Genomic DNA, 13459 nt, shown 5'->3' with positions numbered 1-13459 from the left:
AAGGAGAAGTCGATGATTCCATTTCTTGATCTTAAACAAATTAATATGAGGCATGAGGAAGAAATATCTCAAAGCATGGCACGTTTTCTGCATTCCGGATGGTATATACTTGGTAAGGAAGTTGAAGAATTTGAACAAGAATTTGCAGATTATTGTGGAACAAAATATTGTTTAGGGGTAGCCAATGGTTTAGATGCTCTTATTTTAATATTAAAAGCATATGGGATTGGTGAAGGTGACGAAGTTATCGTTCCATCCAATACATACATTGCTACAATATTAGCAATATCAGCAAATGGAGCAGTTCCAATATTAGTTGAGCCCGATTTATTAAGTTTTAACATAGACCCGGATCGAATAGAAGAAAAGATTAATTCGAAAACAAAAGCAATAATGGTTGTTCATTTGTATGGACAAGCTTGCAATATGTCATCTATACAGGAGTTGGCTGAAAATTACAATTTGAAGATAATTGAGGATTGTGCTCAAGCACATGGAGCAATATATGAGGGTAAACGAGTGGGTAATTTAGGAGATGCAGCAGCATTTAGCTTTTATCCTGGCAAGAACCTCGGTGCTCTGGGTGATGGAGGGGCAATAACTCTAAATGACGAAACATTATATCTCAAACTTAAAGCTCTTCGTAATTATGGTTCACATCGAAAATATGAAAATTTGTATAAAGGTGTAAACAGCCGATTAGATGAACTGCAAGCAGCTATTTTAAAAGTAAAACTAAAATATCTTGACGAAGATAATCAAATCAGACGAAATATCGCAAAGTTTTACCTTGATAATATTTACAATAGTAAGTTGATATTACCTGAAATTAACAATCGTGATTCATTGTCTCATGTATGGCACCTGTTTGTCATTAGAACGGATAATCGTGATCAATTGCAATCGTACTTATTAGAAAAAGGAATACAAACAATGATACATTATCCAATACCAGCACATAAACAAATGGCTTACAGGGAATGGACAGATTTAAGTTACGCAGTTTCAGAGAAGATACATGATGAAGTTTTAAGTTTACCGATTAGTCCTGTAATGAATTTAGAAGATGCAGAGGTAGTTATGGAGGCTTTGAATGAGTACTAAAAAGCGATTCAGTATAGTTGTACCGATATATTATAACGAACTTAATATACCGTATACTATTCCAAGATTGAAAAAACTACAGGATTTAATATCTGAATATGAAATGGAATTTATTTTCGTTGATGATGGCTCTAAAGATAAGTCTTTGGAATTATTAATTGCTGCTGCAAAAGAAGACTCTAGAATTAAAGTTTTAAAATTAAGTAAAAACTTTGGTTCGATGTCAGCAATTCAAGCTGGCCTTCGTTATGCAACAGGAGATTGCGTGGGGATAATATCAGCAGACTTACAGGATCCGCCAGAACTTTTTGCTGATATGATAAGAAGCTGGGAATCTGGAAATAAGGTTATATTAGCAACTCGTAAGGGGAGAGAGGAATCTTTTTCACAACGACTATTTTCAAATTCCTATTACTTTTTAATGAGACGTTTCGCGTTAAAGGATTACCCTAACGGTGGGTTTGATTTTGTATTATTAGATAATCAAGTTGTAGGAGAATTAAATTTAATAAATGAAAAAAACACAAATATTATGAGTTTAATATATTGGCTCGGTTATTCGCAGGAATCTATTGCATATGTTAGACAGGAAAGAGTCCTTGGTAAATCAAGATGGACCTTAAGCAAAAAAATTAAACTGGTAATTGATTCATTTGTAAGTTTCTCATATACACCAATTCGACTTATGTCCTCAGTAGGAATATTTACTGCGTTATTGAGCTTTTTGTATGGATTATTCGTAGTGTATAATGCAGTGTTTGGGACCATCGCTCTTCAAGGTTGGTCAACAATTATTGCCTTAATTACATTTTTATTAGGATTAATTATGGTTATGCTTGGAATAATTGGGGAGTATCTGTGGCGAATACTTGATGAGAGTCGTAAACGTCCCGCATACATTATTGATGAAATTTATAATGAGGTGAATAAATGAATTATTTTAAGCATGAGCAGTCATTGGTTGAGACAGAACAAATAGGCGATGATACAAGAATATGGGCTTTTGCTCATATTCTTGGTGGAGCAGTTATAGGGAAGAATTGTAATATAAATGATCACACTTTTATTGAGAATGATGTAATTATAGGAGATAATGTGACGATTAAGTCAGGTGTATATATTTGGGACGGAGTAAGAATAAATGATAATGTATTTATCGGGCCTAATGTTACATTTACGAATGATTTAAATCCACGTTCCAAACAATATCCTACTGAATTTATTCAAACTGTGGTCAAAGAATTTGCTTCGATTGGTGCTAATTCAACAATTATTGCTGGAAATAGTATAGGAAAGTACGCGATGGTTGGGGCGGGCTCAGTAATAACAAATCATATACCTGATTACACTTTATGGTATGGTAATCCTGCCAGAATGAGGGGATATGTATGCACTTGTGGTCAAAAAATAAATAATGCTATGCAATGTGATAAATGTAAGAAAAAATATGAAATAGTTAATGGTAGTTTTAGTGAAGTTGGTATTAATGAAAACTAAAGTTAATTTTGGAGAAATAATTCGCTTTATTATAGTAGGAATATTAAATACCGGATTTACATATGTTCTGTATTTAATTTTACTTTTATATTTTCCCTACTCAATTGCATATACCATTTCGTATTTTTTGGGGATAATAATTTCTTATTTATTAAATACATTTCTTGTATTTAAACAACCAATCTCAATAAAAAGGATAATTAAATTCCCGATTATCTATGTTGTTCAATATTTAATTAATTTATTGCTTGTATTTATTTTAGTAGATACAATAAATATGAACGAAAAGATAGCTTTATTAATTTCAATTGCAATTACTTTTCCGATTACATTTATTTTGACCAGATATATCTTGAAAAAGCGTAATTAATTAAGCTTTTCTACGCAAATATATAGTGCAAACACACAATTTTCTATCAATGCTCATATCAACTTTGTATATGAAGGGTGAGTTAGACTCGTGAAACTACTAGTTACCGGCGGTGCCGGTTTTATTGGGAGCAACTTCGTTCTCTATATGATCAAAAACTATCCAGACTATGAAATCATTAATGTGGATGCATTGACCTACGCAGGCAACCTTGAAAACCTGCGCGCGATCGAGCAGCATCCGAGTTATACTTTCGTGAAGGCGGATATTGCCAAACGCAGCGAACTCGAGCCATTGTTTCAACAAGGCATCGATGCAGTCATCAATTTTGCGGCGGAATCACATGTGGATCGCAGCATTTTGTTTCCGGAAATTTTTGTGCAGACGAACATTTTGGGCACGCAGACGCTCCTCGACCTTACGAAGCAATACAATGTAACGAAATTTGTTCAGGTGTCTACGGATGAGGTATATGGGACGCTAGGCGAGACAGGACTCTTCACAGAGGAGACGCCTATTACGCCAAATAGTCCGTATTCGGCAAGCAAAGCTGGGGCGGATCTGCTAGTCAGAGCGTATCACGAAACATTTGGCCTCAATGTCAACATTACGCGCTGCTCCAACAACTATGGTCCCTATCAGTTCCCGGAGAAGCTGATTCCGTTGATGATTCAGAATGCTCTACAGGATAAGCCGCTGCCTGTATACGGAGATGGTCTGAATGTGCGCGACTGGCTGTACGTGGAGGACCATTGCAGCGCGATTGATCTCGTTCTTCACAAGGGCCGCAATGGCGAAGTATATAATGTGGGCGGACGGAATGAGCGGAACAATCTGCAGGTTGTACGCACGATTCTCGAAGAGCTTGGGAAACCCGAGTCGCTTATCTCTTATGTCAAAGATCGTCTAGGCCATGACCGCCGTTATGCGATCGATGCGGACAAAATCCGCAATGAACTGGGCTGGCAGCCGAAGTTCAACTACGAGGACGGAATTAAGGAAACGATTCGTTGGTATTTGAGCAACGCGGAATGGATGGAGCAGGTTGCTTCCGGCACCTATCAGCAATATTACGAGACGCAGTACAAGGAGCGCCTGGAGGCGGGCGAATAACATGGCTAAAATAAAAATCGTCATTACAGGCGCGAGCGGGCAGCTTGGGCGTGAATTGGCATTGTGGGCGACGGATACGGCTGACATTATCGGATTTGGCCGTGAGGAACTGGATATTACAAGCTTGCCTGCCTGCCGTAATCTATTTACGCTTCATCGCCCTGATGTCGTTATACACTGCGCTGCTTATACTGCTGTAGATAAAGCCGAGTCCGAGCCGGACGAGGCTTTTCGTGTGAATGCAGCGGCGACTCGCAACGTAGCGGTTGCGGCGCGTGAGGTTGGCGCTAAGCTTTGTTATATCAGCACGGACTATGTATTTGATGGAACTGGCACCGCGCCTTACAATGAATACGACCCGACGAATCCTCAAACGGTTTATGGCAAGTCAAAGCTTGCTGGCGAGCAAGCTGTGCAGACGCTGCATGACCGCTTCTACATTGTGCGTACTTCATGGGTATACGGTAAATATGGAAATAACTTTGTGAAGACAATGCTGAAGATGGCCGGCGAACGCGATCAGCTCAAAGTAGTGGCGGATCAGATCGGATCGCCAACTTATACGCATGATCTGGCCGCATTTTTATTAGAGCTCGTGCATACCGATTACTACGGGATCTACCACGCATCCAACAGCGGAGTCTGCTCATGGTATGATTTTGCCAAAGCGATATTCGAAGATAGCTCTATCAATATTTTAGTTGAGCCATGCACAACGGCTGACTTTCCAAGGCCAGCACCTAGACCTGCTTACTCGGTTATGGACCACAGCGCGATTCGCAGCAATGGGCTAAATGTGCTGAGACCTTGGCGGGAAGCGCTAAACCACTATCTCAAAGACAGTGAGTGATATCAGTTATGCCTACAGTTAGCGTTTGTATTGTGACTTACAACAGCGCAAATGACATTGAAAGCTGCTTGCAAGCCGTTCTTAAGCAGAGCTTCCCGGTTGAGCGCATTGTCGTGATCGACAATGCGTCGACTGATGGAACGCCTGAGCGAGTGCGGCAGTTTGCGGATAACGTTCATTTTATAGCGAACGAAGTGAACAACGGGTTTGCCGGCGGCCAAAATCAGGCTATCCGTCAGACCCGTTCCGATTATGTGCTCGTTTTAAATCCGGATGTTACGCTAGATCCGGACTATTTATCCGAAATCATTACGTACATGGAGCAGAATCCAGCGGTTGGAAGTGCAACCGGGAAGCTTGTTTTTGCGTCTAATATAGAAGTGATGGATAGCGCAGGGCTAGGGATGAAGCGAACGAGAAATGCTTTTGATCTTGGTGCCGGCGAGCCAGCAGCAAATTGGTGCACGACGCAAGCCGTTTTTGGCGTTTCAGGTGCGGCGGCGGTATATCGTGCGGCTATGATTCGTGATATCGAATATGATGGACATTTTTTTGACGAGCATTTTTTTGCGTACAAGGAAGATGTTGATGCAGCCTGGCGTGCGAAGAAGCTTGGCTGGTCGTCTTATTATGTGCCAGCAGCTTATGCGCTTCATCATAGAGGCTGGAAGAAGGGCGGACGCAGCAGCGTTCCGTTGTTCGTACGTCAGCATTCCTATCAGAACCGTTTTTTTACTCTAGTAAAAAATGAACCGATCGGCTGGCACTCGCTTGCCATCGGCCCTCTTATTCTAGCTGCCGAAGCCGTGAAGCTTGGTTATATCGCTGTGCGCGAGCCGGGCTTGCTTCGCTGCTGGCCTACTATTTTTCGCATGCTGCCAAGCATGCTCCACAAACGGAAGTGGATCAACGATAAAGCCAAACGCAAACGAAGCTTATCTCTTTAGAAAATTGTGGTAAAATATGGGGTTCTCCTGACATTCTATTTTTGGTACAATGCAGATAGAGTCGAAATTTAAGAGAATGCGGGTGAAAGCGGCGAATGCTTAGGCAAAATCAAAAGTTTTTAACGCAATTATACATGTTGGCGGATTTATCCTGTACATTGGTCGTGTTTATGGCTGCGTATTGGCTTAAATTTTATAGCAATCTGCTGCCAAGCTACAACTCGGTATCGTTCTCGACCTACCTGCTATGGGGGACGATTTATTCTTTTTCGGCGGTGTTGGTCGGCTTTTACTTTCAGTTTTACTCGCCTAAGCGGCGCAAAAATTATTCCTATGAAGTGCTTCGCATTTTACAAATTCAAACGATAAGTTTTCTTGGCTTGCTCAGCTTGTTCTTTTTTACGCGTGAAGTACATATCTCCCGTGAGTTTCTAGCCATATTCTTTATTATGAATTTCGTTGCCATAACGTTATACCGTTTTTGGGTAAAATCGATTCTTGCGTCGTTTAGGCGCAAAGGCTTTAACAAACGATTTGTACTTATTGTCGGGGCGGGCTCGGTTGGACGCAGCTTTTATACGAACCTTCAGCAGCACCCGGATCTGGGTTATGAGGTTGTCGGATTTTTAGATGATTATCAGACGGACCATGCGCCGGAGTATCAGCATATGAAGCCGATTATTGGCAGGCTGGATGCATTGATGATGAAGCTGGAGAAGGAGCCGATTGATGAGGTCATCATAGCACTTCCGCTAGAGGCTCATGAGAAGTATGCGGAAATTATTGAAAAATGCGAGCAGACCGGCGTCAAAACGCTTATTATTCCCGATTTCTTCGATTTGCTGCCTGCACGTCCGTTTTTCGATAATTTTGCAGGCATTCCGCTTATTAACGTAAGGGACGTGCCGCTCGACGAGCTAAGCAATCGGATTCTTAAGCGCTGGTTTGATATTTCTTTTTCATTAATGGCTATTATTATTACTTCTCCTGTCATGCTGTTTATCGTTTTAGGTCTAAAGCTGACCTCGCCTGGTCCGATTCTGTTCAAGCAGGAACGAATGGGGCTGGATCGCAAAACGTTCCATATGTTCAAATTCCGTTCGATGCATGTATCGAATGATAAGGTATCCGACACGCAGTGGACGGTCGAAAATGATCCGCGCCGCACCAAATTCGGCAGCTTCCTGCGCCGCACGAGCCTCGATGAGCTCCCGCAGTTTTTTAACGTGCTGCTTGGACATATGAGCGTCGTAGGACCTCGGCCGGAGCGGCCATACTTTGTTCATCAATTCAAACAAGAAATTCCAAAATATATGATTAAACATCAGATCAGACCGGGCATTACGGGCTGGGCGCAAACGAATGGCCTTAGAGGCGATACTTCCATTAAAGACCGGATTATGTTTGATATTTTTTATATCGAGAACTGGACTTTTTTCTTCGATATCAAAATCATTTTCAAAACGGTACTGAAGGGCTTGATTAACAAAAATGCTTACTAACAGCGAATCGGCAAGCCGCGTATCTGTTATTATTCCTACATTAAATGCGGGACCAGAGCTTGAAGAGCTGCTGGAGTGGCTGCAGCGTCAGACTGTCCCTCCGTGTGAAATCATCATCATTGATTCAGCTTCGGAGGATGGAACGCAGGAGCGGGCACGCAAGGCAGGCGTGCGGCTGATGAGCGTTGAGCGCAGCGATTTTGATCATGGCGGAACGCGCAATCAAGCAGCCATTCAGGCGCACGGCGATATTTTGCTTTTTATGACGCAGGACGCACTTCCCTATGACGGGAAGCTCATTGAGAATCTGATCAAACCGCTTATCCAAGAGGAGACCATCGTTTACTCATATGCTAGGCAGCTTCCAAGGACAGGTGCAAATGTTTTGGAGCAGCTTGCAAGACAATATAATTATCCAGCTCAATCGCAAGTCAAAGCTTATGAAGATATTGAGCAAATGGGCATCAAAACGTTTTTCTGCTCCAATGTTTGTTCAGCGATCAAGCGTGAAACGTTTGAGGCGATGGGCCGTTTCCAGCAGCCTGTCATTTTTAATGAGGATTTGTTTATGGCTGCAAAATGTATCTTAACGGGCTACAAGGTAGCCTATAGCGCGGATGCAGTCGTATTCCATTCCCATGATTACTCGATTAGGCAGCAATTCAAGCGTTATTTCGATAACGGGATATCGATGCGCTGCAACTCATGGATAACGCCGTACAGCGCAGTAGGCAAAGCTGGCTCCAAGCTCGTCAAGCTGCAGCTCCAGGAGCTTCATCAGTCTCGCCAGTGGCATCTCGTCCCTAAGCTGGTTGCCGAGTCGGCAGCTAAGCTTGTCGGTTACAAGCTTGGCATGAATTTCCGCCGACTGCCTGCTTTTATTACTAGAAAACTTAGTATGCACCGGCTTATTCTTACCCATATCGAGAATATGAACAGTCCTGGCGCAACGATGAAGCAATAATCTTTTTACAATACAAGCCTGTCCGATGAACCATAAATCGGATAGGCTTTTTTTCTTAGCTAAGAATACGTTTCATACCCTTCGTTCAAACTAGGGAAACTTGTCAGCTGCCTCACGGCGAGGAGAAAAAGAGGTGTTTGAATGACAACCTGGTGTATATGGTTCATTGCGGTATTAATAATCTATATTGTCCAATTAGCCATTGTTTTTATGATGGAGCATCGCCGGCCGGCGCAGCTAACGGCATGGCTGCTGATTGTTTTTATATGCCCAATCGTAGGTTTTATTGCCTATCTTGTACTAGGTAAAGATTTCACGAGACGCAGGCGCATTGAACGTTATAAGCAGGAGGTTATACGCAGCGCGAACCAAATGTCACAAAAGGTGACTGAGGCTAAAGACATTGGCAATTCCCAGCTGGCGATAAAGGATAAGCTGTATGCCATGCTTACGGGACTAGTTCCATTTCCGATTACTCGCAACAATGAAGCAGTTGTTCTGACGAATGGACATAAAACCTACGAAGCGATATTGAAGCAGCTTGAGCATGCGAGTCATCATATACATATGGATTATTACACGTTGCGGGATGATGAAATCGGCACGCGTTTTATGGAGGTGCTTACGCGTAAAGCGCGGGAGGGCGTTGAGGTTCGCGTCGTTTATGATGGAATCGGCAGCATGCAGCTAGGCGAAGCATATCTAAATAAGCTGCGCCTTGCAGGCGTTAAGACAAGCTGCTTTTTACCGCCGAGAATCGCTTTTTACGACAGAAAATTAAATTATCGAAATCATCGTAAGATCGTCGTAGTAGACGGACAGGTTGGCTTTTTCGGCGGCATTAATATTGGCGATGAGTATTTAGGGAAAGACCCAAAGCTGGGCTTTTGGCGCGATACTCATCTGCAAATGAAGGGCGACTCCGTTTATTACTTGCAGGAGCTGTTCTTGAACGATTGGGCATTTGCCGCAAAAGAGGAGCTTGATGGGAAGGCATATATGCCGCGCCATCGCTGCGAGGGTGACGAGCGAGTGTTAATCGTGCCAAGCAAGCCCGGTCAGCATGAACATAAAATCGAGGAGGTTATGTTTGCCGCCATTACAGCAGCAAGCTCGCGGATTTATATAACTACCCCTTATTTTATTCCCGATCCCAGCCTGGTGATGGGACTTAGAACAGCGGCTTTAAGCGGCGTCGATGTTAGGCTTATCATTCCGGGCATAGCAGACTCCAAGCTCGTGCTGCTGGCTACTTTATCGTATATTCAGGAAATGCTAGAAGCTGGCGTTAAGGTTTACAGGTATGAAAAAGGCTTCGTTCACGCAAAGGTAATGATTGTTGATCGCATGCTGGCAACTGTTGGATCAGCGAATGTCGATATGAGAAGCCTTCTTTGCAATTTTGAGCTTAGTGCGGTGTTATTTGATGAGGGGACAATTGATCGGCTGGAAGCGGATTTTATGGAGGATTTACAGCATAGCAGGGAGCTGGATCTTCCCACTTTCATGAATCGGCCAAAGGGGCAAAAGGCAGCAGAGTCTCTGATCCATATGCTCTCGCCGCTTCTTTAACCAATGCATGGCGAATAGCCATTTCGGGCATATTTTTCGTAATGGCTCTGCACGACGAGCCGTCAATGCGAATGCAGGCGCAACTCGCCTTAAGCATCCGCAAAAATTTTGGGAGGGTACTAAGGTGACTGATACGAATAATGACGAGAAGCAAGCTGCTGCCGAGCCGAAGCATGAGGGGCGAGAGGATTATTTTATGGACATCGACAGGATGGTAAATGAGGGCTTAGGCGGCGGCAATGTCACGCTGCAAAACGGCCTGATCGACGAATCAACGACCGATACGATGGAGCGGGAGATCAGAGAATAATATGCATTCACGCATTATTCACTTTAAGGTGCAGGAGGGTTTGGGCAATGGAAACAGCGCGTGCAAAACAAATTTACGAGTCGGAGCAGACCTTTGCGGTTCTTCTTGACGAGGATTCGGTTTGGATCGAAAATGTAGACGAATCAAACGGCATGGCGACCGTTATGGTCGGAAACAACCCGGTAAATACAAAAACCGTATCCTGTGATCGATTGAAGGAAGTCACCCATTAAAAACGACTAGAGGCTATCCCGTTAAAATGATGGGGTAGCCTCTTTCTTTCGCATATTCGGCTTTAACCGCCATACGCTTCACGAAACGCAGCGCAAAGCTGGGCACGATCGACTTCCCATAGCTCCGCAATTTCAGCGCTGACGTTTTCGTCCCACCAATCGCATTGGATCTTGCGGTTGCTCTGATTTTCGACGATCCAAGTAAGCTTAAGAATAACCTTTTTAAAATAGAGCTCTTCGGCTTGATCCATTTTTTCCTTCGATATCCACAGCTTCATTCGCTTGACGGTACGGTAAAGCTCTTTGCTGCAGGCTCTACGAAATTTTCGCGCGGTCGGATAGCCGGCATTATGTTTTGGCGCGTTAGCTTTCAATGTAAACCGACTCCTCTCTATATCCCATATGTATGCGCCTGGAAAGGAGGAGGTCACTCACAAATCGCTTTAAAGCTTAAAGGGTCACTGGACGACGATATAACCGACCATCGGGCCGCCGTGACGCATATCGGTATGAGTCAAGCATTGGATCGGATAAGTGCCTTCCTTATCGGCCGTAAAACGGACAACCGTAGTTTTGCCTTTCGTTACTTCGCCTTTAATGCCAAGCCCTTCCACGACGAACGGATGACTGTTGCCGTTCACGCCGCTAATTTGCAGCTCAATGGACTCGCCTTTATTTACGATAATCGTACCCGGGTCCCAGCGGTATACTTCAAGCTCCTTGCCGTCAGCGGTTTGGGTTTTGTATTCGCCGGTTACGAGCTGGATGACCCGCGCCTCAGCAGCCTGTCCGCTAACCGTACGAGACTGGTTCCAGCTTAAGTAAACGCCGGTTAAAATGATCAGCGCGGCTACTACGATAAACAATTGAATCTGTCGTTTACTTACAATGAATACTTTGGACATGAAACGCTCACCTCAACTTTTCGTATCATTTAAGGCTAGTCTATGCAGGGGCTTGTCAGCACATGACAAAAGTGGATGGCTGTCTGTACGTATGTTAGAATAGCTTCAGTACTGGTGTTGCAAACGAAAGTTACATTTTATGAAGGAAGGCGGATTGAGAGCAGGAATGGATTTGATTCATGAGATTTTGAATGACGTGCTGCTATGGGTGGAGAGCTTAGGGTATTTTGGTATTTTAATCGGACTATTAATTGAAGTTATTCCTAGTGAAATCGTATTGGGCTTTGGGGGTTACCTCGTATGGAAAGGAGATATTTCCTTCTGGGGGGCTGTTCTTTTCGGTACGTTAGGCGCTATCGGGCAAAACTGGATCCTTTATTGGATCGGCCGCTATGGCGGACGCCCAATTGTTGAAAAGTACGGCAAGTATATTAAAATCAAGCAAAAGCATGTCGATATCTCTGAAAAATGGTTCAACAAATACGGTGCGGGAATCGTGTTTACGGCACGTTTTGTTCCTGTAATGAGACAGGTTATTTCAATCCCGGCCGGTATGGCTCGCATGAACTTTGCGCTATTTACGCTCCTAACGGCGCTTGCTTCCCTGCCTTGGTCGATTTTGTTTATTTATTTAGGAAAATCTCTAGGCGAGAACTGGGATAAAATCGACGAGAAAGCCGCGCCTTACGTACAGCCGGCAATTTTAATCGCAATCGCGCTGCTTATCGTATATGTCCTATTCAAATTTGTACGCTCGCGCCGCAAGTCGGTATAATGGAACAGTGGACATTAAGAAAACGAATCATTAACCAATAAATGGATGGAAGAGGGATTCTTATGAGCAAAAGCATTGCAGACAAGCTAGGCAAAGGAATTAGCCCACAGCAGTTCATTGACGGCATGACTAAAAATAAAGAGCAATTTATCGATTGGTCCGAAAAATTCGTCTGGACCGATGAGAGCGACAAGGAATATTTCGAATCGCTGAACAATCGCGATGATCTTCGTGTCTTGATTTTGATGGCTGACTGGTGCGGTGACGTTGTTCGCAATATTCCCGTTGTGTTCAAAGCGCTTGAAAATAGCGGCATACCGACAGAAGTGCTTATTATGGAAGAGCATCTTGATACGATGGACCAGTTTCTAACGATGGGCGGCCGTTCCGTACCTGTCGTTATTATTGCAGACACTGGTGGAGCCGTTCTCGGACAATGGGGACCGCGTCCTAGTCATGTACAAGAGGCGATGATCGCGTTCAAGCAGCAAAATCCGGATCGTGAAGCAGCGGATTATCAAGCCAACCTAGCGGTAACAAGGCAAGAAATCGGCCGTCGTTATGGCGAAGGCACAGCATATCAATCCGTCATCGTTAAAGAGCTCCGCACTTTATTGGAGTCGTTTTAAGAGAGGCATGAGCACATCTATGAAAATCGAGACGTTTACATTAGGACCCTTGCAGACGAATTGTTATCTGATTACAGTGACGGAACCAGCAGCGAATGAGAGCGGGCAGCCTTTGGAGCGGGCTATCGTCATTGATCCAGGCATGAATCCTAGAAAGCTGCTTGAGCGGCTTGAGGGCGTAAAGGTGGAAGCCATTCTGCTGACGCATGCGCATTTTGACCATATGGGCGGAGTAGATGAGGTGCGCAAAGCAGCTGATTGCCCGGTCTACATACATGATTTGGAGGCGGATTGGTTAACCGATCCGCGCAAAAACGGTTCTATGAGATGGCAGGATGTAACGCCGCCGCTTTCGACGGACGCAGCCGAATACGCGCTTGCGGAAGGTCAAAAATTAAAGCTGTTAGGCTTATCTTTCCAAGTTATGCATACGCCCGGCCATTCGCCTGGCAGCGTCAGCTTCTTGTGCGGCAATCATTTGTTCTCTGGCGACGTGCTGTTTAAATTATCGGTAGGCCGTACGGATTTGCCTGGCGGACGCGAGCGGGACCTGTATGATTCCATTCGTTTGAAATTGTACAAGCTAAACCCAGAGGTCATCGTTTATCCGGGACATGGCGGACGTACGACGATAGGCTATGAAATGGCAAACAACCCGTATACGGGAGCATGATGTAAGGAAGGGGCA

The 13459-nt window shown here is 44.0% G+C and carries 17 protein-coding genes; 15 read left to right on the top strand and 2 right to left on the bottom strand.

The annotated features are described in order from the left end of the window. Positions 1–12 precede the first annotated feature (12 nt). The 12 genes from A7975_RS14720 (at position 13) to A7975_RS14665 (ending at position 10462) form a co-directional block, all read left to right on the top strand. A complete protein-coding gene (locus A7975_RS14720; protein WP_065385569.1) occupies positions 13–1104 on the top strand; it encodes a DegT/DnrJ/EryC1/StrS family aminotransferase in 1092 nt (363 codons plus the stop codon). Continuing rightward, entirely contained in the window at positions 1094–2038 is a 945-nt protein-coding gene (locus tag A7975_RS14715) for a glycosyltransferase family 2 protein (RefSeq protein WP_065385568.1), read from the top strand. Before A7975_RS14720 ends, A7975_RS14715 begins: the two co-directional genes overlap by 11 nt. Beyond that, positions 2035–2601, top strand: a complete 567-nt coding sequence (locus A7975_RS14710) for an acyltransferase (RefSeq protein ID WP_065385567.1) — start codon at positions 2035–2037, stop codon at positions 2599–2601. Before A7975_RS14715 ends, A7975_RS14710 begins: the two co-directional genes overlap by 4 nt. Continuing rightward, complete coding sequence (locus A7975_RS35430) at positions 2564–2971, top strand: GtrA family protein (protein ID WP_082198198.1); 408 nt, start codon at positions 2564–2566, stop codon at positions 2969–2971. The genes A7975_RS14710 and A7975_RS35430 overlap by 38 nt, the downstream gene beginning before the upstream one ends. 90 nt (positions 2972–3061) lie before the next feature. After that, entirely contained in the window at positions 3062–4084 is a 1023-nt protein-coding gene (gene rfbB, locus A7975_RS14700; protein WP_053372208.1) for a dTDP-glucose 4,6-dehydratase, read from the top strand. A 1-nt stretch (position 4085) separates the two neighbouring features. Continuing rightward, entirely contained in the window at positions 4086–4934 is an 849-nt protein-coding gene (gene rfbD, locus A7975_RS14695) for a dTDP-4-dehydrorhamnose reductase (RefSeq protein WP_483295920.1), read from the top strand. An 8-nt stretch (positions 4935–4942) separates the two neighbouring features. Next, the gene (locus A7975_RS14690) at positions 4943–5881 is read left to right on the top strand and encodes a glycosyltransferase family 2 protein (RefSeq protein ID WP_065385565.1); all 939 of its coding nucleotides are present in this window, start codon (positions 4943–4945) and stop codon (positions 5879–5881) included. Positions 5882–5976: 95 nt separating this feature from the next. Next, positions 5977–7383 carry an undecaprenyl-phosphate glucose phosphotransferase gene (locus A7975_RS14685; RefSeq protein ID WP_065385564.1) on the top strand — a complete coding sequence of 469 codons (1407 nt, stop codon included), beginning with the start codon at positions 5977–5979 and terminating at the stop codon, positions 7381–7383. Next, positions 7373–8347 (top strand): glycosyltransferase family 2 protein, encoded by a 975-nt coding sequence (locus A7975_RS14680; RefSeq protein WP_065385563.1) that lies wholly within the window; start codon positions 7373–7375, stop codon positions 8345–8347. Before A7975_RS14685 ends, A7975_RS14680 begins: the two co-directional genes overlap by 11 nt. A 141-nt stretch (positions 8348–8488) precedes the next feature. Then, positions 8489–9919 (top strand): cardiolipin synthase, encoded by a 1431-nt coding sequence (gene cls, locus A7975_RS14675; RefSeq protein WP_065385562.1) that lies wholly within the window; start codon positions 8489–8491, stop codon positions 9917–9919. A 124-nt stretch (positions 9920–10043) separates the two neighbouring features. Further along, positions 10044–10229, top strand: coding sequence for a hypothetical protein (locus tag A7975_RS14670; RefSeq protein ID WP_053372203.1), 186 nt, complete (start codon positions 10044–10046; stop codon positions 10227–10229). A gap of 47 nt (positions 10230–10276) precedes the next feature. Then, entirely contained in the window at positions 10277–10462 is a 186-nt protein-coding gene (locus A7975_RS14665) for an H-type small acid-soluble spore protein (protein WP_053372202.1), read from the top strand. Between the two features lie 62 nt (positions 10463–10524). Here A7975_RS14665 and A7975_RS14660 read toward each other — a convergent pair whose 3' ends face one another. Both A7975_RS14660 and A7975_RS14655 read right to left on the bottom strand, forming a co-directional pair. Continuing rightward, the gene (locus A7975_RS14660; RefSeq protein ID WP_053372201.1) at positions 10525–10836 is read right to left on the bottom strand and encodes a hypothetical protein; all 312 of its coding nucleotides are present in this window, start codon (positions 10834–10836) and stop codon (positions 10525–10527) included. A gap of 84 nt (positions 10837–10920) precedes the next feature. Next, positions 10921–11367 (bottom strand): cupredoxin domain-containing protein, encoded by a 447-nt coding sequence (locus A7975_RS14655; RefSeq protein ID WP_053372200.1) that lies wholly within the window; start codon positions 11365–11367, stop codon positions 10921–10923. 166 nt (positions 11368–11533) lie between these two features. Between A7975_RS14655 and uptA the strand changes: the two genes are divergently transcribed. The 3 genes from uptA (at position 11534) to A7975_RS14640 (ending at position 13444) form a co-directional block, all read left to right on the top strand. Then, a complete protein-coding gene (gene uptA, locus A7975_RS14650) occupies positions 11534–12142 on the top strand; it encodes an undecaprenyl phosphate transporter UptA (protein WP_053377418.1) in 609 nt (202 codons plus the stop codon). 62 nt (positions 12143–12204) lie between these two features. Beyond that, complete coding sequence (locus A7975_RS14645; RefSeq protein ID WP_053372199.1) at positions 12205–12771, top strand: thioredoxin family protein; 567 nt, start codon at positions 12205–12207, stop codon at positions 12769–12771. Positions 12772–12778: 7 nt separating this feature from the next. Next, positions 12779–13444 carry an MBL fold metallo-hydrolase gene (locus A7975_RS14640; protein ID WP_255314289.1) on the top strand — a complete coding sequence of 222 codons (666 nt, stop codon included), beginning with the start codon at positions 12779–12781 and terminating at the stop codon, positions 13442–13444. The last annotated feature ends 15 nt before the right edge of the window (positions 13445–13459 follow it).

This window comes from Bacillus sp. FJAT-26390, assembly GCF_001682865.1.
Classification (GTDB): domain Bacteria; phylum Bacillota; class Bacilli; order Paenibacillales; family Paenibacillaceae; genus Pristimantibacillus.
Note: the sequence above shows the minus strand (reverse complement) of the source record. Positions and strands in the feature narration are given on the sequence as shown.